The sequence below is a fragment of the Desulfovibrio sp. Huiquan2017 genome (genome assembly GCF_017351175.1).
Classification (GTDB): Bacteria; Desulfobacterota; Desulfovibrionia; order Desulfovibrionales; family Desulfovibrionaceae; genus Pseudodesulfovibrio.
On the sequence record NZ_JAFMPN010000007.1, the window covers coordinates 1 to 24,708 of the forward strand.

Annotated in this window: 23 protein-coding genes; 20 read left to right on the plus strand and 3 right to left on the minus strand. The window is 62.1% G+C overall.

What is annotated here, in order from left to right:
• The coding region (locus J0909_RS06805) for an RHS repeat-associated core domain-containing protein (RefSeq protein WP_207261556.1) at positions 1–704 on the plus strand (704 nt) is incomplete at its 5' end.
• Positions 686–913: a hypothetical protein gene (locus J0909_RS06810; RefSeq protein WP_207261557.1), complete on the plus strand. Its 228-nt coding sequence runs from the start codon at positions 686–688 to the stop codon at positions 911–913. The genes J0909_RS06805 and J0909_RS06810, both read left to right, overlap by 19 nt.
• Before the next feature lie 369 nt (positions 914–1,282).
• Here the strand turns inward: J0909_RS06810 and rbp are convergent, their stop codons facing one another.
• Both rbp and J0909_RS06820 read right to left on the minus strand, forming a co-directional pair.
• The gene (gene rbp, locus J0909_RS06815; RefSeq protein WP_207261558.1) at positions 1,283–1,546 is read right to left on the minus strand and encodes an RNA-binding regulator; all 264 of its coding nucleotides are present in this window, start codon (positions 1,544–1,546) and stop codon (positions 1,283–1,285) included.
• 411 nt (positions 1,547–1,957) lie between these two features.
• On the minus strand, positions 1,958–2,647 hold the full coding sequence (locus J0909_RS06820; protein ID WP_207261559.1) for an MgtC/SapB family protein: 690 nt from the start codon (positions 2,645–2,647) through the stop codon (positions 1,958–1,960).
• A gap of 479 nt (positions 2,648–3,126) precedes the next feature.
• Here J0909_RS06820 and J0909_RS06825 point away from each other — a divergent pair, with 479 nt between their 5' ends.
• Positions 3,127–3,549, plus strand: a complete 423-nt coding sequence (locus J0909_RS06825) for a hypothetical protein (protein WP_207261560.1) — start codon at positions 3,127–3,129, stop codon at positions 3,547–3,549.
• Between the two features lie 76 nt (positions 3,550–3,625).
• Here the strand turns inward: J0909_RS06825 and J0909_RS06830 are convergent, their stop codons facing one another.
• Positions 3,626–3,991, minus strand: a complete 366-nt coding sequence (locus tag J0909_RS06830; protein ID WP_207261561.1) for a CGGC domain-containing protein — start codon at positions 3,989–3,991, stop codon at positions 3,626–3,628.
• Between the two features lie 409 nt (positions 3,992–4,400).
• Between J0909_RS06830 and J0909_RS06835 the strand changes: the two genes are divergently transcribed.
• From J0909_RS06835 to J0909_RS06915, 17 genes are all read left to right on the plus strand, one after another.
• The gene (locus J0909_RS06835; protein ID WP_207261562.1) at positions 4,401–4,589 is read left to right on the plus strand and encodes a hypothetical protein; all 189 of its coding nucleotides are present in this window, start codon (positions 4,401–4,403) and stop codon (positions 4,587–4,589) included.
• A gap of 530 nt (positions 4,590–5,119) precedes the next feature.
• Positions 5,120–6,721, plus strand: coding sequence for a sulfate respiration complex hexadecaheme cytochrome HmcA (gene hmcA, locus J0909_RS06840; RefSeq protein WP_207261564.1), 1,602 nt, complete (start codon positions 5,120–5,122; stop codon positions 6,719–6,721).
• Positions 6,722–6,736: 15 nt separating this feature from the next.
• Entirely contained in the window at positions 6,737–7,792 is a 1,056-nt protein-coding gene (hmcB, locus tag J0909_RS06845; RefSeq protein ID WP_207261565.1) for a sulfate respiration complex iron-sulfur protein HmcB, read from the plus strand.
• Entirely contained in the window at positions 7,793–8,968 is a 1,176-nt protein-coding gene (hmcC, locus tag J0909_RS06850) for a sulfate respiration complex protein HmcC (protein ID WP_207261566.1), read from the plus strand.
• 9 nt (positions 8,969–8,977) lie between these two features.
• On the plus strand, positions 8,978–9,109 hold the full coding sequence (gene hmcD, locus J0909_RS06855) for a sulfate respiration complex protein HmcD (protein ID WP_207261567.1): 132 nt from the start codon (positions 8,978–8,980) through the stop codon (positions 9,107–9,109).
• 54 nt (positions 9,110–9,163) lie between these two features.
• Positions 9,164–9,841 carry a sulfate respiration complex protein HmcE gene (gene hmcE, locus J0909_RS06860; RefSeq protein WP_207261568.1) on the plus strand — a complete coding sequence of 226 codons (678 nt, stop codon included), beginning with the start codon at positions 9,164–9,166 and terminating at the stop codon, positions 9,839–9,841.
• A gap of 32 nt (positions 9,842–9,873) precedes the next feature.
• A complete protein-coding gene (gene hmcF, locus J0909_RS06865; protein WP_207261569.1) occupies positions 9,874–11,265 on the plus strand; it encodes a sulfate respiration complex iron-sulfur protein HmcF in 1,392 nt (463 codons plus the stop codon).
• A gap of 35 nt (positions 11,266–11,300) precedes the next feature.
• Positions 11,301–12,194, plus strand: a complete 894-nt coding sequence (locus J0909_RS06870; protein WP_207261570.1) for a universal stress protein — start codon at positions 11,301–11,303, stop codon at positions 12,192–12,194.
• 134 nt (positions 12,195–12,328) lie between these two features.
• Positions 12,329–12,682 (plus strand): DVU0259 family response regulator domain-containing protein, encoded by a 354-nt coding sequence (gene divK, locus J0909_RS06875; protein WP_207261571.1) that lies wholly within the window; start codon positions 12,329–12,331, stop codon positions 12,680–12,682.
• A 144-nt stretch (positions 12,683–12,826) separates the two neighbouring features.
• Complete coding sequence (gene divK, locus J0909_RS06880; RefSeq protein ID WP_207261573.1) at positions 12,827–13,183, plus strand: DVU0259 family response regulator domain-containing protein; 357 nt, start codon at positions 12,827–12,829, stop codon at positions 13,181–13,183.
• Between the two features lie 87 nt (positions 13,184–13,270).
• Positions 13,271–15,181 (plus strand): hybrid sensor histidine kinase/response regulator, encoded by a 1,911-nt coding sequence (locus J0909_RS06885; RefSeq protein WP_207261575.1) that lies wholly within the window; start codon positions 13,271–13,273, stop codon positions 15,179–15,181.
• 114 nt (positions 15,182–15,295) lie between these two features.
• Positions 15,296–15,739 carry an RrF2 family transcriptional regulator gene (locus J0909_RS06890; protein ID WP_207261577.1) on the plus strand — a complete coding sequence of 148 codons (444 nt, stop codon included), beginning with the start codon at positions 15,296–15,298 and terminating at the stop codon, positions 15,737–15,739.
• 31 nt (positions 15,740–15,770) lie between these two features.
• Positions 15,771–18,038: a PAS domain-containing protein gene (locus J0909_RS06895; protein ID WP_286181852.1), complete on the plus strand. Its 2,268-nt coding sequence runs from the start codon at positions 15,771–15,773 to the stop codon at positions 18,036–18,038.
• Between the two features lie 219 nt (positions 18,039–18,257).
• On the plus strand, positions 18,258–18,830 hold the full coding sequence (locus tag J0909_RS06900) for a NapC/NirT family cytochrome c (RefSeq protein ID WP_207261579.1): 573 nt from the start codon (positions 18,258–18,260) through the stop codon (positions 18,828–18,830).
• A 10-nt stretch (positions 18,831–18,840) separates the two neighbouring features.
• Positions 18,841–20,226 carry a multiheme c-type cytochrome gene (locus J0909_RS06905; RefSeq protein WP_207261581.1) on the plus strand — a complete coding sequence of 462 codons (1,386 nt, stop codon included), beginning with the start codon at positions 18,841–18,843 and terminating at the stop codon, positions 20,224–20,226.
• Positions 20,227–20,376: 150 nt separating this feature from the next.
• The gene (locus J0909_RS06910; protein ID WP_207261583.1) at positions 20,377–22,719 is read left to right on the plus strand and encodes a diguanylate cyclase; all 2,343 of its coding nucleotides are present in this window, start codon (positions 20,377–20,379) and stop codon (positions 22,717–22,719) included.
• A 71-nt stretch (positions 22,720–22,790) separates the two neighbouring features.
• On the plus strand, positions 22,791–24,473 hold the full coding sequence (locus J0909_RS06915) for an FAD-dependent oxidoreductase (protein WP_207261584.1): 1,683 nt from the start codon (positions 22,791–22,793) through the stop codon (positions 24,471–24,473).
• The last annotated feature ends 235 nt before the right edge of the window (positions 24,474–24,708 follow it).

Sequence of the window (24,708 nt, forward strand, 5' to 3'; positions counted from 1 at the left end):
AAGTCGGTTCCCTGCGCGTGGTTGCCGACGCGGACGGCGACGTGATAAAGGAAGTCCTCTACGATCCCTTCGGCGGGATCATCGAGGACACCAATCCGGGCCTGCGCGCGGGCATAGGCTTTGCAGGTGGCCTGCATGACCGGGACCTGGGCTTTGTCCGCTTCGGCTGGCGTGACTACGACACCTTCACCGGCAGGTGGACCGCGCCCGATCCCATCGGGGACAGGGGCGGCGATCCGGACTGGTATGGGTATTGTTTGGATGATCCGGTGAACGCCAACGATCCGACAGGGCTGCTGCCGTTTCTTCTGCCCTTTGCGGCAGGCATGGCAGGCGCGACCGCCATTGGTGCCACCGGATCGTACCTGGCGGCCAAGGCTGCGGATTGGTTCGGCAAGAAGACCGACAAGGATTACGGCAAGGACAAGCCCACGGCCACCGAAGGCGTCCATGATGCCATGGACAAGGTGATCGGGATCAATTCCGGCATTGTCGGCGCGGCAGGTGCGGCAAAGGCGGCTACTGCGGCAGCGGCTACTGCGATGCAGCATCCGGATAAGTTGGCAGCGGGCTCGAAAGCGGCAGCAGACTTCGCCTCCGGTGCTTTGGAGCCGGGACCGCCTCCTGCGTCTTGGCCTGGCTATTGGGGCAGCGGGACACGTAAAGCGTATGATGAGTATAACGATTGGAGAAAGAAGAAATAATGCGAGTGAAAGTGTCTGAAATAGGTCTGGGGCTGACCCTGGTTGCAGCAGGAACGTTTGGATTATTGAATGGAACTATGCACCATTACGATGTCTCTATTATGTATCCGAAGCTGTTCGCATGGATGCTCATTGGGGTTGGAATAGCCGTCCCCGTTTTGGCCTGGTTTTTACGCTCCCCCTCACGTAGCAATCCGAAAGATAAATAAAAAAGTCGCCCTACCGAGATCTCGATAGAGCGGCTTGCATTTTGCCGTGTCGGGACGTTAGCAAGGCGTTCGTCTTTTCCCCCTTTCCGTTAGAGCGCAGCCTGAAAGGCCCCATGGGGGAGCAGCCATGTCCCTATCTTTTGCTTACGACAGTTTGTAGACCTGTTTCACCTTGGGCGTTCCCTCAACGCAGGCAAAAACGATCTCGGCGAAGCGGGTTAATGGGTTCTGGATCAGGAAAAGCCGTCGGACGCCGCACCTGCGGGTAAAGGTGTCGGTTACGGCGAACGGTGTCCGAAAACAACGAAAAAGCGCCTGTCCTTCAAAAGAAGGACAGGCGCTCATGCCGTTCAGGGCGTAGTTCGCGAACTACCAGCGGGGGCGTTCTTCGCGGGGTTTGGCTTCGTTGACCTTCAGATTGCGGCCACCGAATTCCTTGCCGTCGAGAGCCGCGATGGCTTCCCGAGCGCCGGCATCGTCCATTTCCACAAAACCAAAGCCACGGGGACGACCGGTTTCACGATCTTCGACCAGCTTGACAGAAGTGACTTCGCCAAACGCTTCGAAGGCGGTACGCACTTCGGCTTCAGTAGAGGTCCAGGACAGGTTGCCGACATAAAGCTTCTTAGACATGCAAATTCTCCAAAATAATGAGGATGTATGGCGCCCGTGCGCCGAAAAAAGGGAGCCGCGTACAAGATGCGTACACGGCTCCTCGATAGACTTGTAAACTTAAAACCAGCGCTGGCCACAATTTGACCGCGCCTTCACGGGTGCGGCTGGTGCAAGGTGCATTAATCGACTATTTATTGCTTCAAGTCAAGCCATATTCAATAAAAATAAAAATATTTATAAAAAATATCCAAACCCAGGAAAGCGGCTCAGGTCCCCCGGGATGTTTCACGAGGGGGAGACGGTGGCCCGTGGCCGGAAAGTTCCTGCGACGGGCGTCTTCGGGGATCGAAAAAGACCTCAACAACGGCGAAAGGACCGAGGCATCGCGACCCTCCCGGGCACGGGGCCCGGTACGCCCACCGGGCACGCTCAACTCAAACCGACCTCAGTGAAGCGTTCGTCGGCTTGCAGGTTGTCGAAGAACGAAACATGGTGCCGCTTGTTGTTCATCCTCAGGCTCAGATTCGCCCGGCATCTCCCCGTATTGGGCTGGCGGGAGACGCTACGCTCGATGATCTCGCCCTGTTCCCCATGGATTCGATCCATCACTTCGTCGAGCAAGGCGAGGTCGCCCGTCCATTCGAGTCGCAGCGAAAAGAAGTGGTCCCCACGGATCGGAAGGCGATGGAGCGCGTACAGGGCGACCAGGACCAGCATGGTCAGCGGAACGGCGATGACGTATTCCCCCAGACCGACCGTCACACCGATGGCCGAAACAACCCAGATGGACGCGGCGGTCGTCAATCCGCGCACGAAATCCTGACTCTTCACTATGGTTCCGGCCCCGAGAAAACCGATGCCCGTGATGACGCCTGCCGCCGTGCGGGCGGGATCCATGCGGATGGCCGACTCCGCATCCATGTTCATTTCCATGGAAAGCTTCTGGAACGTCACAATGATGGCCGCAGACCCCATGCACACCAGAATGTTTGTCCGCAGTCCCGCAGCCCGTCCGCGCACCTGACGTTCCAACCCGACCAAACCGCCCAAGACCATGGCCACCAGTAAGCGGGCGACGAAAATCCAATCGTTGCTGATGATATCCATTATATATGACATGAAACCTCTCGCTTTTCCTCGCCGACGACGCCACGGCCAAAGGGCTCCCTGGTGGTTGCAACGCAACCCCGGAACCATGCCGTGGCCGCCTTCCCGAAGGGGAACCGGCACTTCTACCCATATGCCCCCGCACGGAGTCTGTCATCTTGAAAAAACAGCGTTTCAGCCAACATACGCCGGAAAAACAGCCGCCAGAGGAAATACATCGGCTGCCCGCCGTTTTTGGGCCGTGATTTGGAGATTGTCGTCGGATCCGCACGCCGCCCGATGGATCATATGAATATCCTCTATACCACTGTTGACCTGTCGCCGGGCGGGAAGATCTCCGATGACATGGAAATCCCGGATTGCTACGCTTACCATGCAGGCACGACGACGATCACGTCCGGGACGCCTCAATACGGGCAGCCCACGAGAATATACGGGCACAAGGAAGATTTTCGAACAAGATAGACGTCACCGGCTTGTCGGGAATCAGCTTGCAGGATCATGTTTCGGTCTCCCCGTCCCTGGAATTTTCCGGGGCAGAGAGCACAAGCAAGGCGGTCGATATCGACTTCAAAATCGGCCTGGGTTTCTCCGCCGGCGGCGACAAAGGAAAAGGCAAGGCGTCCGGGGGCTTTTCCCATTCCTCAAAGCAGGAGGACTCCAAGTCCGAGACAACATCGACCACTCACTCCTTCACCCGGAATGTAACTTACACGGCGTCCCTGAACATCGATTTCCAGAAGGGCACGAAATATCTGGCCCGGATAAGCGCCCAAATGCGGCCCGTCACTAGACCCTTCACGGCGACAGGCACGCTGTCCCTGCCGGGCGGCAAGACCTTGTCGCGTGAACTGAACGGGACCTGGAAGGGGTCTGAATTCATGCAGAGCAAGATCGAGCTTGTCGATTCCTAGGCCCGACCTTCCCACGCACCGGCAGGCGGCCCCGGATTCGCTCCGGCGGCCGCCTTTTCATTGCGCCACGCGGAAATCAACCCCAGATCTTCTCGGGCATGTATGGGTGGGTGCCCTCGACGACTTCCAGGCCGGACTTGGCCTGGATCTTGGTGATCACGTCGTCGGCGTGAGTACAATGGTCCGACAGACACGGGCCGATGTGTACCACGGTGGGCTGCTCCTTCAGGGGGACATTCCAGAGCTTGACCTGGGCCAGCCGCTGGACGATGGACGCGCCCGGACAGCCGCCGCAGTTGAGAATGCCCAGGACCTCGGCCTCTTTGCCCGCATAGCGCGCGAACTGGCCCTCGCGCCGGTTGAAGGCCACCAGGCAGCGGGAACAGCCGATACAGACGTCGTCCATGGTGTTGCGGCATCCGATGATAAGAATCTTTTCCATACGAACCTCCTGTGGGTAATCATCCTTCCTGCTTGTTTCATTTCGACGCATGAGTCAATATTCATACCTTACCGCGCGCCAACTCCTTTTCCTCGCTCCATCCGGGGTTGCCCAACCCGGCTTTTAGCACCGGTTCACGACCGTTCCCCCGGCATTGGGCGTCTACATGGGGCAAAGCTCCGGGGGCGAGAGCATCAGGCGGGGCCGGGTCAACTCCCGGCGGCCTCGTTTCGGCCTGCGCGCCGCAGGCGGACGGCGGATAGGGGGGGCAGTGGAACCGCCGGTTCCGTCGTGATTTTCGGGAGGATGTGCAACCATGTGCAATACTTGAAAGGAGTGGCAAGTTGTGGTGGACTGTACAGCATGTCGGTGCTAGGTTTCATCCCCCGGCAAGATTGGAGGTCTTTCCATGTTTGGTTTCTTCACCAATTATAAAAAAGCGGCCATGAAGTTTCTTTCCCAGCATCAGGTTGGCCAACGACTTTTCTCCACCGGCGACGGCGGACGGAAAATGCGTTTCCTACGCGAAAAGGGCTATGTGATCTCCGAGCGGGTCTCGGAGAATCGCTGGGTCCATGAAATCGTGAAAAAGCCCTAGCCCCTTCCGGCGGGCGGGCCGACTCTTCGGCCGGTCCCGTTCCCCTCTTCTCCCCTTTCCGCCCGGTGCCCCCTTGATCCGCCCTTCTCCCTGATGGGAGTAGGGTCCGATTTTCTTGTTCCCGAGCGATTCTCCTCTTTTTTCACGCCCTGCCGACGGGTATGTGAACTCCCTCGCAAAGCCCTTGCCAGCCTTGGCCTGGCCCCTTGTCATGAGAACGATTTTCAAACAACCCACTCAACTGGTTCCTGTTTTATTTCAGGCTGTTGAATGGTGTTTGAGAACTATTCCCATCTCGTATTTTATGCTTGACGAATCCCTGACATCTAACATACCGGGCAAGTAGGTATTAATACCTCGTAGTTGAGTAGGTATTTTAACCTACCCAACCGGGGGAATTTAAGACCGGATATTTGCGCGGCGGGAAATGCCGCGTTTGGGGGCCGGAGGTTCCCGCAAACGGGACCAGGGGGAACGGGCCGAGGAGGCCGGTTCATTGCCATCAACGCTTTTGAGAAAGGGATCGACACATGGCAAACGGTAAACGGATATTGCGATTGACCGTCATCGTGATCGCGCTGGCCGGTGTGCTCGGCTTCCAGTTGGAAGCCATGGGCATGCTCCACACGGCGGACCAGGCCGCCGGGCGACCTGACGTGATCAAGATCGACACCATCGCCAGACTGGAGACACTGGAGCAACCCGCGGCCGTGTTCCGGCACGACGCGCATACCAAGGCCCTGAAGGATCAGGGCATGAGCTGCGAATCCTGTCACAGGAAGGACGAAAAGGGCAACCTGATCCTGGCCTTCGACCGGCGGGAAGGCGAAGCGTCCCCGGAGACGACCGCGTCCGGGCTCAAGGATCTCTACCACAACGGCTGTATTTCCTGCCACGTCGCCAGCGAGGAAAAGGGCTTCAAGTCCGGCCCCAAGGCGGGCGAATGTCGCAGCTGTCACCAGGAGCGGCCCGAGGCCGCCGACCGGGTCGCGGCGGGCATGGACAACGCGCTTCACTTCGTCCACTGGAATTCCCAGCTCATCCCGGCCGACGCGGGCAAGGACACCAACTGCGGCGCATGCCACAAGAAGGCGGGCGAAGAGGACAGTTGGCGCTTCTCCGAGACGGCCAAGACCGAGCCCCTCAAGGACGTCTTCCACAACCAGTGCGTGACTTGCCATGAAACCTACATAGAAAAGAAGGCCGACCGCTCCGGCCCGGTGCAGTGCGCCGGTTGCCACGGCGAGAAGCAGACCGCCGAACGCGCGGTCGAGCTGGCCAAGAACCTGAAGGCCATGGGCGGCACCCTGCCGCGCCTGCCGCGCAAGCAGCCCGACGCCGTACTCCTGGCCCCCGAGACCAAGCCCGGGGCCGCCGCCGAAAAGCCGTCCGGCATGGCGCCGGTGGCCTTCGACCACAAACTCCACGAGGCCGAGACCGCGTCCTGCCTGACCTGCCACAAGGACGGCGTCAACGCCAAGCTGAATACCTCCTTCGACGCCCTGCACGATGTGAGCGACCCGGCCACCTGCGTGGGCTGCCATGCCCAGGCGCAGAAGAAGCCCGAATGCGCGGGCTGCCATGACGCCCGTCCGGCCGCCGAGGCCCTGTCCAAGGACTCTTGCGCCACCTGCCACAACGCGGGCGCGGGCAAGTCCGTGCTTCCGCTCATGGCGAGCGCGCCCCTGAATCCCGCCGCCATGTCCAAGGAAGAGCGGGCGGCCGAGGCAGCCAGGGTCATCGCGGACCGTTCCGAAACCCAGGCCATGGTCGCCGAGAAGGACATCCCCGAGTTCGTGAACATCGGCGCGTTGGCCGATCAGTATCAGCCGAGCAAAATGCCCCACCGCAAGATCGTCATGAGCCTGTACAAGGGCATGCGGGGCAGCAAGCTGGCCGCGACCTTCCATGCGACCCCCGAGGCCGTGTGCGCCGGTTGCCACCACAACGCCCCGGCTACCCTGACGCCGCCCAAGTGCGCCTCCTGTCACGGCAAGGCCTTCGAAAGCGAAGGCAGGCCGGGACTCAAGGCCGCCTACCACGGCCAGTGCATGAATTGCCATAAAGAAATGAAGCTCGAAAAGCCCGCTGCCACCAACTGCGTCGCGTGCCACGAGAAGAAAACCAACTAGCCGAAGGAGTACACGATGTTACGCAGAACCTTCCTCGGATTGTTGGGCGCCGCGGGCGCGAGCGCAGCGCTGGCCACCCCGGCCAAGGCCGCGAACAAGCACTTCGGCCCGCACCCCGACACCCATGGCGTGCTCTTTGACGCCACCCGCTGCATCGGCTGCCGTCAATGCGAACAAGCCTGCAACGAGGTCAACGAACTGCCCGCTCCGGCCAAGCCGTTCGACGATCTGACCGTGCTCGACGTCGAACGCCGGACCGACGACAAGACCTATACCGTAGTCAACAAATACCAGACATCCAAGGGCGTGTTCTTCCGCAAGAACCAGTGCAACCACTGTCTGGAACCGGCCTGCGCCTCGGCCTGCTTCGTCAAGGCCTTCAAGAAGCAACCCAACGGCGCGGTGACCTACGACGCCTCGGTCTGCGTGGGCTGCCGCTACTGCATGGTGGCCTGCCCGTTCTCGATCCCGACCTATGAATATGACGAACCGCTGACCCCCCGGGTGCGCAAGTGCACCATGTGCTACCCCCGCCTCCAGGAGGGCAAGCTCCCCGGCTGCGTGGAGCGGTGTCCCAAGGAGGCCCTGACCTTCGGCCTGCGCGAGGAGTTGATCAAAATCGCCCGCAAGCGCATCGAGACCTACCCCGACCGCTACGTGGACCACATCTACGGCGAGCACGAGATGGGCGGCACGAGCTGGATGTACCTGTCCGGCGTACCGTTCTCCGAGATCGGCATGCGCGAGGACCTGGGCACCGCCTCGGCCCCCGAACTGACCGCCGGTCCCCTGGCCGCCGTTCCCATCGTGGTCGGCCTGTGGCCCGTGCTCCTGGGTGGCATCTACGCCGTCAGCCAGCGCAACGCCAAGGTGGCCAACGAAGAACGCGTCAAGGCCGTCAAGGACGCCCTCAGACGGGCGGGCGACGAGGCCGAAAAGAAGCTTCACGAGGAGCTGGGCAAGGCCGAGCAGGCCAGCCAGCGGCGCATCGAGGTCGAGGTCAAGAAGGCCGTCGAAGAGGCGCTCGCTCCCAAGGAAGAGGACGCCGGAACCAACGAGGAGGAGTCCTAGATGTCTGTCGAAACCACTGCGGTGGCGAAGAAGTCCCTCTTCACGCCGTTCAATCTTATCGCAACCGTCATTCTCATCGCCGGGCTGGTGGTCACGGTGATGCGCTTCACCGGCGGTCTGGGGACCGTCACCAACCTGGACCAGAACAACCCCTGGGGCCTCTGGATCGGCTTCGACCTGCTCTGCGGCGTGGCCCTGGCCGCGGGTGGATACACCACCTCCGCCGCCTGTTATCTCTTCGGCCTCAAGCGCTACCACGCAGGCGTGCGCCCGGCCATTCTGACCGCCTTCCTGGGGTATGCCCTGGTGGTCTTCGCCCTGGGCTACGACGTTGGCCGCCCCTGGCGGCTGCCCTATCCCATCTTCGTCCAGCAGGGCACCACGTCCCTGCTCTTCGAGGTGGGCCTGTGCGTCATGATCTACCTGAGCGTGTTGTTTGTCGAATTCACGCCCGCCCTGTTCGAATGGCTGGGCATGAAGAAGATCCGCAACATCGTGGTCAAGGCGACCCTGGCCCTGACCATCCTGGGCGTGATCCTGTCCACGCTGCACCAGTCTTCCCTGGGCGCGCTGTACACCATCGTCCCCTCGAAGCTCCACCCGCTGTGGTACTCCCAGTACCTCCCGGTGTTCTTCTTCGTGTCGAGCATCTGCGCGGGCCTGTCCATGGTCATCTTCGAGGGCACCCTCTCCCACAAGCCCATGCACCACTTGATGGACAAGGAGTACCTGGACAACCACGATGGCCTTATCCTGGGTTTCGGCAAGGCCGCTTCCCTCGTGCTGTTCGGGTACTTCGCCATCAAGGTTATCGGCCTGGCCTACGACAACAACTGGCACTACCTGGCCACCGGCTACGGCGCGTGGTTCCTGGTGGAGATGCTCGGTTTCGTGGCCCTGCCGTCCTTCCTGTACGCCGTGGGCGTGCGGGACAAGAATCTGACCGTGATCCGCTGGGCCGCCGGACTGACCGTGCTCGGCATCATCGTCAACAGGTTCAACATCTCCATGGTCGCCTTCAACTACCAGCTCCCTGCCGCCCAGCGGTACTTCCCGAGCTGGGGCGAGATCACCATCTCCCTGTTCGTGGTGACCATCGGCGTGTTGGCCTTCCGGTTCATTTCCACCAAGATGCCCATCTTCTATGAGCATCCGGACTACAAGGGCGAACACTAGGAGGTTGCCATGGAATTCTACACTCTCCAAGACTACTACACGTTCACCAAGGGGACCGTGTACCTGATCATGGGCGGCATCCTGGTGGCGGCGACGCTGTACTGGCGCTTCCTCATGGGCGGCAACAAGAAGGACGACTAGCCTCACGGGCCATCGTTTAAAAACCAACGATTTGACAATCAAGGAGTAGCGGAAATGTATGATTTCCTGACCGGGCCGATGCTCTGGGCGACGTTTATCGTCAGCTTTGGCGGCCTGCTCGTTCGCACCGTGATGTATGTCAAGGGCCTCAACTGGCAGCTCGACCGCGTGGCGTACCGTCCCAACATGAAATACGGCATCCGGGGGGGCGTGCGCTCCATCCTGGCCTTCATCATCCCGTTCAAGGCCCGGCTGTGGCAGACCCGCCCCGGCTTCACCCTTCTCTTCTTCGCCTTCCACATCGGGCTGCTGGTCACCCCGGTCTTCCTGGAAGCGCACAACGTGATGTTCAGGAACGCCTTCGGTTTCAGCCTGCCCGCCCTGCCCACCGGGGTGGCCGACGGACTGGCCTGGGTCTGCCTGGTGGGGGGACTGTTCCTCCTGCTGCGACGCATAGCCTTCCCCGAGGTGCGCATCCTGACCACCTTCTACGACTACCTGCTGCTGGTCATTTCGGTGATGCCCTTCATCACCGGCCTGATCGCCCGGTACGAGATGGGGAACTACGACTTCTGGCTCGCCGCGCACATCGCGAGCGGCGAAATCTGGCTCCTGGCCCTGCCCTTCACCAAGCTCAGCCACGTGGTGCTGTTCTTCATGTCCCGCATGCAGCTGGGCATGGACTACGGCATCAAGCGCGGCGGCATGAAGGGTACGGACATGGCCTGGTAACCGGGCTTCAGCTTACATAACGGAGAACCGAAATGCCTGAAGGTATATTTTGCAACAAGACGCCGATCAACACCGAGGAACAGCTCAAGGCGACCCTCGGCGATAAGGGCGGCAAGCAATATTACGAAGAGATGAACCACCTGGATGTGGACACGGACAAGCTCTGGTCCACCATCCAGAAGACCATGAAATCCCGGACCAAGACATGGCTCGACATCTGCGCCCACTGCGGCCTGTGCGCCGAGTCCTGCTTCCTGTACCAGGTCAACGGTCGGGTGCCCGAACAGGTCCCGTCCTATAAGATCCAGTCCACCCTCGGGGTGATGGTCAAGAAGAAGGGCAAGGTGGACAACGCCTTCATGCAGATGTGCATGGAGACCGCCTGGTCCAAGTGCACCTGCTGCAACCGCTGCGGCATGTACTGTCCCCACGGCATCGACGTGGGCGTCATGTTCAGCTACCTGCGCGGCCTGCTCTATTCCCAGGGCTTCGTACCGTGGGAGCTGAAGATCGGCTCGGGCATGCACCGCGTCTACCGCGCCCAGATGGACGTGACCACCGAGGACTGGGTGGAGACCTGCGAGTGGATGGCCGAGGAGAACGAGGAAGATTGGCCGGGCCTGGAGATTCCCGTGGACAAGGTCGGCGCGGACATCATGTACACCTGCAACGCCCGCGAGCCCAAGCACTACCCCGAGGACATCGCCGAGGCGGCCATCCTCTTCCACGTGGCGGGCGAGAACTGGACCGTGCCTTCGGAGGGCTGGGAACAGACCTCCCTGTCCATGTTCGCCGGCGACTGGGAGTGCTGCAAGGACAACGTCCTGAACGTCTACTCCGCGCTGGAGCGCCTCAAGCCGAAGCGTGCCATCGGCACCGAATGCGGCCACGCCCACCGCGCCACGGTCATCGAGGGCCCCTACTGGGCGGGCCGTCCCGACGGACAGCCGCCCGTGCCGTACATCCACTACGTCGAATGGCTGGCCGAGGCCCTGCGCTCCGGCAAGCTCAAGATCGACCCGTCCAAGCGGATCAAGGAACTGGTCACCCTTCAGGACTCCTGCAACTACGTGCGCAACCAGGGGCTCAAGGACGTCACCCGCGAGATCCTCAGCTACATCGTCGAGCCCGGCTACTTCGTGGAGATGTCTCCCAACAAGGAGCACAACTACTGCTGCGGAGGCGGCGGCGGGTTCAACGGCATCGGCCTGTACCGAGCGCAGCGCAACGTGGCCCTGCGCAAGAAGATGGAACAGATCCTCGACACCGGCGCCAAGCTGGTCATCGCCCCGTGCCACAACTGCTGGGACGCCATCCGCGACCTGGAGGAAGAGTACAAGATCGGCATCCGCTGGTCCTTCCTCAAGCCGCTGATCATCAAGATGCTCGACGTGCCCGAGCACCTGCGCCCCACCGAGGAATAACCCGGAGACCGTGTAACCAAAGGACGAGGTGAATTATGTTCAAGAAGATTCTACTGGCGACCAGCGGTGCTCCGTCCACCTTCGGCGCCGCACGGGTGGCCTTCGACATGGCCAAACGCTACGGGGCCGAGGTGGTCGTCTTCCACGTCATGGGCGTGCCCACCAAGGCCTACTCCCAGGTGGTCAACGACGTGCGCACCGGCGAGGAGATCGAGGTGGACGACGAGTACCGCGCCTGGGTCGAGGAGGAACTGAAATCCACCTTCGAGAAGCAGATCGAGTCGGTCCAGTACGCCAAGATCGTGACCACCACGGGCGTGCCCAGCCGCGAGATCCTGCGCGCGGCGCGGTCCGAGGACGCCGACCTGATCGTCATGGGCGCGAGCTCCGGCGACTCGTCGGCCTACCGCAAGGGCTACCCCGGATCGACCCTCCAGCGCGTGGCCAAGGCGGCCCGCTGCCCGGTCATGACCGTGCACCGCGAGACCGCCTCCTACTGGGGCGGATTCGGCAACATCGTCTTTGCCACCGACTTCTCCAAGCAGGCGGACAGCGCCTTCAGGTTCGCCCTGAATTCGGCCAGGGAGCTGGACTGCGACCTGACCCTGTTCCACGCCCTGGACATCAGCGGCAAGGTCCTGGACCAAAACGCCATTGAGGACCGGCTCATCGCCGCCCGGGCCCGCATCCGCGCGGCCTACGTGCCGCTGATGGGCGATTTCAAGAACTTCGACATCGAGGTCTGGGAAGGCGTGCCCTACGTGGAGATCGTCAAGATCGCCCGCGAGCGCAGCGCCGACCTGATCGTCCTGGCCCACCACTCGCTCGAACTCGACCCGGAAAAGGCGCGCATCGGCTCCACCATGGAGCAGGTCATTCTGCGCGCCGGTTGCCCGGTGGTCAGCGTGAGCAAGCCGGACAAGGTCTAGACAGTTGAAAGAGACGCGCCCGGCGTGTGCCGGGCGCGTCGAGTGAAATATAAATGCCGCAGCCGGCCTTGGCGGGAGCGACTGCGGCAAATCAAGAATCAAGGAATTGATTCGCGAGTACCAGGAGGAACATCATGTCCAAGAAGATTCTCATAGTCGACGACGACCAGGAAATCCGCTCGTACCTGTCAGAATTGCTGGGCGACAACGGCTACGCGACCGTAACCGCGAACGACGGCGCCGAGGCCGTGGAGATCGCCAAGGCCGAACAACCCGACCTGATCACGCTGGACCTGGAGATGCCCAACGAATGGGGCCCGCGGTTCTACCGCAAGATCAGCCAGGATGATGCGCTCAAGCGCACCCCGGTGGTGGTCATCAGCGGCCTCAACGCGATCCAATACGCTATTCCGAAGGCCATCGCAAGCCTGACGAAGCCTTTTGAGCCCGCTCAGTTGCTGAAGATTGTCAAGGACGCCATCGGCTAGCGGGGCGGCCGGACACGGCCCCGTCGGCCCGCGAGCCGGACACGGCTCGCGGGCCGAATTTTCCGACTTGAACTCGCGCGCAGGTTGAGTATACCCTTGCAGGCGTAGCGGGATTGTCCCGCCACTCGAAACCAGGTTGAGCTCATGCCAAAAAAAATCATGGTGGTGGACGACGATCCGGACATCGTCGATTACCTCGTCAGCGTATTCGAAGATCACGGATACAAGACCTGCCGCGCTTCCGACGGAGTATCCGCGTTCGAGGTGGCCATGGCTGAAAAGCCGGACCTCATTACGCTGGACATCGAAATGCCCCATGAATGGGGACCGCGTTTCTACCGTCGGCTGACCAGTGAGAAGGAGTTCTCGGACATCCCGGTGATCGTCATCTCCGGGCTGTCGGGAATCCATCTGGCCATACGGCGGGCCGTGGCGACCATCAAGAAGCCCTTCGACCCGGCGGATGTGATCCAGATCGTACACGAGGCGCTGGGGGAATAGCCCGGCCCGGTAATCCTGGACTGAAGAGCTTTCCGCAGGAAAGCGGTCGCGCGGGCGGCCGACGGGAACGCTCTCCCGGAGGGTATGATGGACTTCAAACGACTGCTGCTCGTGGATGACGAGGAAGGCGTCCGTCGCTTCCTCGGTCTCTCGCTGATGGATCTTGGCTACGAGGTGGAAACCGCCGCCAACGGCCGGGAAGCCCTCGACCTTTTCGATTCCTTCCAGCCCAATATCATCTTCACCGACATCAAGATGCCCGTCATGGACGGCATCGAGCTCCTCAAGGCGGTCAAGGAACGCTCTCCGGACACCGAGGTGGTCATGATCACCGGGCACGGGGACATGGACCTGGCCATCGAATCCCTCAAATTCGACGCCTCGGACTTCATCACCAAACCGATCAACAACGACGTCCTCGAAATCTCGCTGGAGCGCGCCCGCGAACGCTACAGCATGAAGCTGCAACTGCGAGAGTACACCGAAAACCTGGAAAAACTGGTCGAGGAAAAGACCGACCGCATCGTGGAGCTGGAGCGCCAAAACGCCGCCTGCCAGGTGGTCCAGAGCATGTCCACGGCCCTGTTCGACGCGGCTCAGGAGGCGGACACGAGCTACGGAGTGTTCAACGAACTGCCCTGCCTGGTGTCCGTCCACAACCGCTACCTGGAAATCGTGGCCCACAACAGACTGTTCGAGGAACGGCTGGGCAATCAGGTGGGCAACAACAGTTTCGACATCTACTCGGACCGCACCTCGCCGGGCAACGCCTGCCCGGTGCAGCGCACCTTCCAGACTGGCAAGGGCCAGCGGAGCAAGGAAAATTTCCTGGGCAAGGACGGCGAGGAAATTCCGGTCACGGTCTACACCGCGCCCCTGCCCAACAAGGACGGCGAGATCGAACTGGTCCTGGACATCTCCGTGGACATGACCGAGCTCAAGCGCCTGCAGGACGAGCTGTACACCACCCAATACAAATACCGCCGCCTGTTCGACGAGGCCCCCTGCTACATCACCGTGCAGGATGCGGACCTGAACATCGTCGAAGCCAACCGGCTGTTCAAGCGGGACTTCGGCGAGGTCGAGGGGCATTTCTGCTTCGAGGCGTACAAGCACCGCGACGAGCCGTGCGAGGGGTGCCTGGTGGATAAAACCCTGCTCGACGGTGAATCGCGCCAGCGGGAGACCGTGGTCACCACCCTGTCCGGCGAGCAGAAGCACATGCTCGTCCAGGCCGCGCCCCTGCACGACGCCTCGGGCCGCATCTTCCAGGCCATGGAGCTGTCCACGGACATCACCGAAATCCGCAAGCTCCAGGACCACCTGACCTCGCTGGGCATCATGCTCGGCTCCATGTCCCACGGAGTCAAAGGCATGCTGACCTCGCTGGACGGCGGCATCTACCGCCTGGAATCGGGGCTCCGAAAAGGAGACGCCGAGCGCGTGGACGCAGCCACCAAGACCTTGAAGTCCATGATCGGCCGGGTCAAGAAGATGGTCCTGGACATCCTCTATTACGCCAAGTCCCGCGAACTCGAAACCGAGACCGTGGACGCGGCCCGGTTCCTGAACGACACGGCGGACGTGGGCGCTGCCCGGGCGGCATCCCACAGCGTGGAATTCGTCCGCGACATCCCCGCGGACCTGGGCACCGTCCAGGCCGATACCGCGGCCCTGTCCGCCGCCCTGGTCAATTTCCTGGAGAACGGCGTGGACGCCTGCGAGGGGCGGGAAAACGGCAGGCTGACCCTGTCCGCCCGGCGCGGGGAGGACGGCCTGGTCATCACCGTGACGGACAACGGCGCAGGCATGGACAGGGAGACCCGGGACAAGATCTTCACCCTGTTCTTCTCGTCCAAGGGCAAGCGGGGCACGGGCATCGGGCTGTTCATCTCCAACCAGACCATCGAGCAGCACGGCGGGTCCATCCGGGTGGAGTCCACCCCGAACCAAGGCTCGACCTTCATCATCACCCTGCCCGCCCGGGCCGGGCAATAGCGGGGGAAGGAGGGCCCGTCGGAGACGGCTCGATTGATTGTCGCGGTGTTTTTCCCTATGCTTCCCGGACGCGCACCGCGCGCCCACCACTTTTCACCGCCGGGGACACAGACCATGAAATTGACCACACGCAGCCGTTACGGCACCCGATTGCTCCTGGACATCGCCCTCCACTCCGAGAACGGCAGTCCGGTCCCGAGCAAAGATACGGCAGAACGCGAAGGGCTGTCCCTGAAGTATCTGGAAAAATTGATCAAGATGCTCAAGCAGGCGGGCTATGTGAAAGGCAAGCGCGGACCCAACGGCGGCAACGTCCTGGTGCGTGAGCCCGAGGACATTTCCATCGGCGAGGTGGCCCGCATCCTGGACGGCGAGGAACAGGTCCTGGGCTGCGAGGGCGACCCTTCCACCTGTCCGCGCGCGGCCGTCTGCCTCAAGCGGTCCATCTGGGACGACGCCTCCCTGGCCATGTACAAGATGCTCGATTCCTATTCCCTGGCCGACCTGATGAAGGACGCCTACCTCTGTCCCGTGAACCCGCCCAGGCGTGCCGACTAGCCTGACCGGCCCGGACGGGCGGGAGAAAAACATGAAGGTGCTCAAGCGATTCCGCGAAAGCCTGATAGCGAAGATGATCCTGTCGGGCGGCGTGACGCTGACCCTGTGTATCCTCCTGTGGGCCGGATTCAACGTCTATTACTTCAAGAACAACGTGGTCTCCAACGTCATGTCCGACATCGAGATGGTGTCGGACACGATCATGCTCGCCCTGCACTACGCCATGATGCTCGACGATGAAGAGGACATCAAAGAGAACATCAACAACATCGCCAAGCAGGAAGAGATCGAAAACATCCGGGTCTACAACAAGAAGGGACGCATCGTCTTCTCCAACATCCCGGGCGAAATCGGCACGGTCATCGGCCAGGGGGCCCCGGCCTGCCGGGCCTGCCACCAGTACGAGCCGCCGCCCCCGGCCCTGCCCCTGCCCAAGCGCACCCGAATGATCGAGTCGGGCAACAGCCAGCTCATGGCCATCATGACCCCCATCGCCAACTCCGAAGGGTGCTCCCCCGGCCCGTGCCATGTCCACTCCAAGGACGAGCAGGTCCTCGGCCTGCTGGACGTCACCGTGAACATGGACGCCAAGAATTCCATGATCCGGATGTTCGAGCGGGCCAACATGGGCATCGCCGCGATGGTCTTCACCGCCACCTTCCTGGCCCTGTTCGCCTTCACGTACCGGTTCATCTTCCGGCCCATCAAACGGCTCATCACCGCCACCCGGGGCATCAGCGGGGATTCCGACTACACGGACATCGACATCGAGCAGGTGGACGAGATCGGCACCCTGGGCCAGGCCCTCAACATGATGGGCAAGCGGGTCGCGGACAAACACCGAGAACTTCTGGAACAGCGCGAGGAGTACCGCAACCTGTTCGACAACGTGCCCTGCCTGGTTTCGGTGGTGGATGCCGAATACCGGATTCTCCGCCACAACCTGGCCTACGAATGGCACTTCGGCAGCCCCGGAAACAAGCGCTGCTGGCAGGTGAACAAGGGCCGCCTCGAAAAATGCAAGGCCTGCCCCGTGGACCGGACCCTCCGCGACGGCCAGTCCCACATGTCCGAAGAATCGGGCATGTCCAAGGACGGCCACCCGATCCACTGGATTGTGTACACCTCGCCGGTCAAGAACAAGCGGGGCGAAGTGGTGGCCGCCATGGAGATGATGGTGGACATCACCCACCGGCGCGAGCTGGAGTCCAAGCTGGCCGCCTCCGAGCACCGCTACCACGCCATCTTCGACTCCATTCCCAACGCGGTCTTCGTCCTGAACCGCAAGACGCTGGAGATTCTCAACAGCAACGAATCATCCCAGGAGATGTACGGCTGGAGCCAGCTTGAACTGCGCGGCCGGTCCTTCATGACCTTCTTCCGCGAGGACGAGGCCCGGGACTGGGAGGAGGCCGTACGCACCCAGGCGGAGATCGAGCTGTGCACCCACGTGGACAAGTCGGACAGGCCGTTTTTCGTCTTCCTGAGCATCTCCCCGGCCCGCTTCGAGGGCAACGATACTCTCATCGTCACCTGCACGGACGTGACCCGCAAGGTCGAGGTGGAACAGCAGCTCATCCAGGCCAGCAAAATGACCACGCTGGGCGAAATGAGCACGGGCGTGGCCCACGAACTGAACCAGCCCCTGACCATCCTCCAGGCCATCTCCAACCTGCTCTCGCACCGGGCCGAGAACGGGGCCGAAGTCTCCCCGGAGATCATGCGCGAACTGGCCGAGGGCATCTCCACCCATGTGGACCGGGCGGCCAAGATCATCGAACATATGCGCGAATTCGGGCGCAAGGCCGACCTGCGGACCATGCCGGTGCAGGTCAACGAGGTCCTGGAACGCGGCTTCGAGTTCTTCAGCCAGCAATTGCAGGTCCACAACATCCGGGTGGTCTGGGAACTGGAAGAGGACCTGCCCCTGATCATGGCCGATTCGAACCGGCTGGAACAGGTGGTCATCAATCTCCTGCTCAACGCCCGCGACGCCATTGCGGATCGCTGGAAAGACGACAAGAACGCGGACAAGCGCATCCTGCTCCGTTCCTTCAGCACGCCCGAACGTATCGTCTTCCGCATCTGCGACACGGGCGCGGGCATCCCCCCGGCCATCCGCGAACGCCTCTTCGAGCCATTTTTCACCACCAAGAACGTGGGCAAGGGCACAGGGCTCGGCCTGTCCATCTCCTACGGCATCGTCACCGACTACGGCGGGAAGATCCGGGCCGACGCATGGGAGGAAGGTGGCGCCTGCTTCGAGATCGCCTTCCCCCGGGCCGAGTGCGGGCTGTAGCCGCCTCGGCCCCAGGCGCCTCTTCCGGCCGGGAATAGCTTCCCGGCCTTTTTTCTGCCCAATTTTCCGGCGGATGCGCGAAAACGCGAAGCCGAATGCGGAATATAACGTTTTCCTTCTGCCTCTTTTCCTTTTTTTATGCTACTTGGGCCTAAACCATCCCTTCCATCCGGTCCGGGGGCGAATGGACCGAAGGCGGGGAAACAACCGGGAGGAGGTATGGAGCGAAAAACCAAGTCGATCCTGCTGGTCCTGTTCGGCATCTTGATCGCCTTCCCCATCTTCAGCATGACCTATTACACCATGGTCAGGACTTCGACCCCGGAGTTCTGTGGGAGCTGTCACGAGATCCGTCCGGCGGTCATGGCCTGGAAGAGCTCGACGCACGTCAACAACGCGCAGGGATTCGTGGCCGACTGTATGGACTGCCACCTGCCCGCGCCCCAGGACACCGTCGATTTCTTCTTCACCAAGACCATGCACGGGATGAAGGACGTGTTCGCCCACTTCACGGGCGGAGCCGAGGACTACGACAGAGCGGTCATGCGCGAGCGCATCTGGGCGACCATGAAAAACGACCAGTGCATGAAGTGCCACCGGAACATCCTGCACCTGCCGGGCAAGCGCGGGGCCATGCTGGCCCACCGCCGGGTGCTCTACGCCGAAAACGGCCAGGAATACCGCTGCACCGACTGCCATCGGCACCTGGTCCACAACGACAGACAGTTCTTCGAGTACAAGCAGTTCCGCGCCCCCTATCGGGCCGAGGGGCTGCCCAACCTGGGTATCTAGGAGGTAGTGTATGTATCGCAGAATGACGTTCACCCTCGCCGCCGTGTTGGCCGTCATCGCCCTGACCGCCATCGCGTCCGGCGCGCAGAATTTCCCCAAAGTCCGCGAACTGCGCATGGACCGGGCCACCCCGCCCCAGGGCACGGCCTGCATCGAATGCCACAAACAGGAGACCCCCGGCATCTTCGCCGACTGGGCCATGAGCCGCCACGCCTCGGCAGGCATCACCTGCCTGGACTGTCACCAGGCCCAGCCCGGCGAACAGGACATCAGCGTGGCCCATGAGAAATACTACTCCATGGGCAACCTGCCCATGGGCGAAAAGCAGTACTTCGTGCCCGTTGCCGCGGCGGTCACGCCCAAGGACTGTTCCCGCTGCCACCCGGACGAGGCCAAGCAATACGCCAAGAGCAAGCACGCCAACACCATCGAGATCATCTGGAAGCTCGACCCGTGGCTCAACGGCGGCATGAACTCCGACAACGAACGCAAGACCGGCTGCTATTACTGCCACGGCACGGTGCTCAAGATGAAGGACGGCAAGCTCGATCCCGACACCTGGCCCAACGTGGGCGTCGGCCGCCTGAACATGGACGGCTCCCTCGGCTCCTGCACCAGTTGCCACACCCGGCACCGCTTCTCGGTCATGGAGGCGCGCAAGCCCGAAACCTGCGGCCAATGCCACCTCGGCCCGGACCATCCGCAGATCGAAATCTACAACGAGTCCAAGCACGGCGACATCTACCAAGCCTTCAAGCAGGAGTATAACTTCGACTCCGCACCCGGCGCCTGGACCCCGGGCGTGGATTACCGCGCCCCGACCTGCGCCGCCTGCCACATGTCCGGATCGGGCGATGTGGCCACCACCCACGATGTGACCGAACGCATATCCTGGGAGACCCAGGCCCCGCTGACGGTCCGGCCGTCCGAGTTCAAGCCGCTGCCGGCGGCCACGGACTGGAAGGTCGAACGCGACAAGATGAAGAACATCTGCAGCCAATGCCACGGCCAGTCGTGGATCGACGACTTCTACACCCAGCTCGACACCTCGGTGAAGGAGTACAACGAGGTCTACTTCAAGCCCGCCAAGAAGACCCTGGACGAACTCTATGAAAAGGGACTGCTCGACAAGACCAAGTACTTCGACGAGCACCTGGAGGTGGAGTTCTACGAACTGTGGCACCACGAAGGCCGCCGGGCCCGCATGGGCACCGCCATGATGGCCCCGGACTACGCCTGGTGGCACGGCTTCTACGAGTGCAAGCACCGCTACAACCGGTTCATGGAAGAGGCCCGCCACCTGATCGAGACCAACACCAAGGCCTACCGCTATCCCGACTTCCCCAACGCCACCGGCGACACAACCCGCCCGGCGCAGATCTTCGGCAAGCAGTAGGACGACATCCGGAAAACCGTTACCGGGGGGGCACTCGCCCCCCTTTTTTTGTTCCGGTCCCGCCCAAAATCTCGCACACATTGACCTTCCGCAAAAAAAACGCGATATTGATAATCAGAAGTCGCCGGACATTTTGGAGGGGAGATTCAGATGGACGATACTTCGGCACGCAGGCAGTTGAAACAGGCGCAACAGCGCATCGCGGAACTCGAAGCCGACCTTGCGCGTGCCGCCGAGGAGGCGTGCGAGGACCGCTACCATCTGGTCTTCGACCACGCTCCCGGCGGCATGGCCATCATCACCGAAAGAGGAGACATCCTCCTGTCCAATGCCGAAGCCAAGCGGTTCCTCGGCCTGTCCGGGCCCGACGGCAAGCACGACGCCCGGAATTTTTACGTCAACGTCAACGACCGCGATCAGCTCATCGAACTACTTCGGGAAAAGCAGCACATCCGCAATTTCCCCGTGCCCATGCGCCGCCTGGACGGCACGCCCATGTGGGCCAGCCTGAGCGCCCGGTCCATCGACTATGGCGGAGTCCGGGCCAACCTGATTTCCTTCACCGACATTACCGAGTACCGCCAGGCCCTGCACCGGCTGGAGCTGGACGAGATCCGCTTCGAAAAGCTCTATGCCCTGTCCGAAATGACTCAGCGACCGGAAAGCGAGATCCTCGACTTCGCCCTGGAGGCGATCACCGAGGTGACCGACAGCGAGATCGGCTACATCTACCGATTGAGCGACGACGAGTCGGAACTGCACCTCTATGCGTGGTCCAAGAACGTCTTGAAACAGTGCGCCATGAAAAATCCCCCCGAGGTTTACCTGGTCCGGGACACCGGCCTCTGGGGCGATCCAGTGCGGCAGCGCAAGCCCGTACTGACCAACGACTACCCCAACCTGCAATCCAAGCGGGGCTGCCCCGCGGGGCACGTTCCGGTCCGCAATCACCTGGGCGTCCCGATCCTCGACGAGAACCGTATCATCTACCTGGCCGGGGTAGGCAACAAGCATAGCGACTACACCGAAGACGACGTCCGGCACATCGAACTGATCATGAACGGCACCTGGCGCATCCTCCAGCGCCGCCGGTCCCGGGCGGAACTGAGAACAGCCCGGGCCGAACTCGAGGAAAAGGTCCGGCGTCGCACGGAGCGCCTCCAGCAGGTCAACCGCGAACTGGCCGGACTCAATCTCGAATTGATGAAAAAGGATCAGGAACGCGAACAGGCCCGCATGGAGCTTGTGCGCTACCAGCGGATCATCGAGACCAACCCGGACCTCATCTCGCTCATCGACAACAAATACCGCTACGTTATCGTCAACCAATCCTACACCCGCATCTTCGGCCTGGACCGGGAGGCCATCGTGGGGCAGTCCGTAGGCATTCTTTTCGGCAGCCAAGCCTTCGAGGAGCAGTTCCAGCCAGCCATCGACCGGGCCCTGGCAGGCGAAACCCTGACCAAGGCCACCTGGCTGAACCTCCCGGACCGGGGTGACCGGTACATGTCCATCACCTACCAGCCCGTGCGGGTGGAGAACGACGACACCCAATACGTCTCCTTCGAGGCCCGGGACATGACCGACCTCAAGCGTAGCGAAGAGGACCTCAAGGCCATCGCCGAGCGCCTGGACCTGGCCACGGACGCCGCCCACCTGGGTATCTGGGAATGGGACCTGCGCACCGACGACCTGCTCTGGGACCGTAAGATGTTCGATCTCTATCAAGCCGCGCCCCTGCCTCCGGAGGAGCTTTTCGACTTCTGGCGCAGTTGCATCCACCCGGACGACCTGGCCGCCACCGAACACCATTTGGCCCGCTCCATTGAGACCAAGGAGCCGCTCTATCTGGAATTCCGGATCATCCGAAAGGACGGCGAAACCCGCCACATCCGCCTGGAGGGACTGGTCCAGATGGACGACAGGGGCATGCCCATCCGGCTCATCGGCATCAGCATGGACGTCACCGAACAGCGCCAGATGGAGGACGAACTGCGGACCCTGGCCTCCACCGACCCCCTGACCGGGGCCAGCAACCGCCGCCAGTTCATGTCCCGACTGAACGAGGAATTCGAACGCTGCAAGCGATACAACACCTCCCTGGTCCTCCTCTCCCTGGACATCGACCACTTCAAGCGCATCAACGACACCTACGGCCACCCGGCCGGGGACGACGTGCTGAAGGACCTGGTCGCCCTGTGCAAGTCAACCCTGCGCACCACCGACCTCTTCGGCCGGGTCGGGGGCGAGGAATTCCAGGCCGCCCTGACCCAGACCCGCATCGGCGCGGGCGAGAACACCGCCGAGCGGCTGCGGCGACGCGTGGAGCGGCATGAGGTCAAGACCCACGGCCAAGCCATCACCTTCACCATCAGTATCGGCGTGACCGCCCTGGCCGACGACGACAAGTCCATCGAAGGATTGCTCAAGCGGGCCGATGACGCCCTGTACCAGGCCAAGCGAAGCGGGCGGAACCGGGTCATAGTGCTCTGACCCCTTGACTCGCCTCCCTCGCCTTCCTACATTTTCCGATAACGATTACCGTCACCAATGCGAGGTTCTTCATGTCCATATCCACTAAAAGCGACCATGACTGGTTCCTGCCCGAAGACGTCCGCAAACAACTGACCGAGACCTTCAAGGCTCTCAATAAACCGGTTTCACTGGAACTCTTCATCCAGCCCGGGGTCAACGACGAGTTTTCCGACTACACCGCCAAATTCTGCGCCGACCTGGCCCGGCTCAACGACAAGATCACTTTCAAAAAACAGGACATCCCGTCCGACCGCGCCCGGGACCTGGGCGTGACCGCCTCGCCCACCCTGTGCCTCAACCCGGACGAATACCACATCCGCTTCCTGGGCGCTCCCCTGGGCGAGGAAGGCAAGACCTTCATCACCGCCATTATGCTCGTCTCCCTGCGCGCAAGTGGGCTGTCCGAGGCCTCCCTGGCCCTGCTCGATCCCCTGGACACCGAACGGCTGGTCCAGGTCTTCGTCTCACCTTCCTGTCCCTACTGCCCGGGCCAGGCCATGCACGCCATAAAGGCCGCCATCGCCCGGCCCGGCCTGGTCAAGGCCGAGTGCGTGGAGATGAACGAAAACCGCGAGCTGACCGAACGCTACAACGTCGGCTCCGTGCCGCACACCGTCATCAACCAGGGCGAGCACGACGGCCTGGGACTCATGCCCGAGGAGCGGTTCGTGGTCGAGATGGTCCACCTCAAATCCGCCGAGGAACTGCTTAAGGAAGGCAAATTGCCCGGCACGGAAGGCATGCAGACCGCCACGGGCTACGGCAGCATCGACCCCGGAGCCGTGGACCTGGTCATCATCGGCGCGGGCCCGGCCGGACTGACCGCCGGCATCTATGCCGTGCGCGCCGGACTCAAGGCCGTGGTCCTGGAAAAGTCCATCGTCGGCGGCCAGGTGGCCCTGACCCCGGTGGTCGAGAACTATCCCGGCTTCACCGCCGTGCCTGGCAAACAGCTCATGGACATCATGAGCGAGCACGCCCGCCAATACGTGCCCGTGCATGAGGGCGAAGGCGTGGAGTCCGTCACCGTCGGCGACCCGGCCAAGGACGAACCCATCACCGTGACCACCGCGCGCGGCGAATACCCTGCCAAGGCGGTCATCCTGGCCACGGGCGCCTCCTACCGCAAGCTCGGCGTCCCCGGCGAGGAAACCTACTTCGGGCGCGGGGTCAACTACTGCGCCTCCTGCGACGGCTACCTGTACAAGGGGAAGGCAGTGGCCATCGTCGGCGGCGGCAACACCGCCCTGACCGACGCCCTGCACCTCAAGAACCTCGGCGTGGATGTGACCATCATCCATCGGCGCGACGAATTCCGGGCCCAGAAGCCGCTTGTCGATTCCGTGGAGCGCGAGGGCATCCCGGTCCTCTGGAACACCGAGGTCGAGGAGATCAAGGGCGACGGCCGGACGGTCACCGCCCTCAAGCTGCGCAACCGCATGACCCAGGCCAAGACCGAACTGCCCGTGGACGGCGTATTCATGGCCATCGGCCAGAAGGCCGCCACCGAACTGGCGCAGGCCATGGGCGTGGCTCTCAACGACCAGGGCTACGTCCAGACGGGCCCGGACAAGCGCACCAACGTGCCGCGCGTCTACGCCTGTGGCGACCTGGTAGGCGGCCTGCAACAGATCGTCACCGCCATCGGCGAGGGCTCCGTGGCCGCCATGTCCGCCTTCGAGGACATCTCGCACCCCTATTGGAAAAAATAGACCGCCCCGAGGGGCGACAAAAAGGGAGCGGGAGCCCGGTGCAACGGGCTCCCGCTCCCTTTTTGTCCGGGCTTTGCCCTCCGCCGCCTCCCCCGGCCACGCCACGGAAGACACGGCGAAGCGTTCCCGTTGATTTTCCTCCGGTCTTTTGCCGTTTTCCACCGGGCCGGGGTTGACTCTTGGCCGCCCCCCTGCTACCTCTCGCTTTACCGACGTGACCGTCGGTCACTTTTTG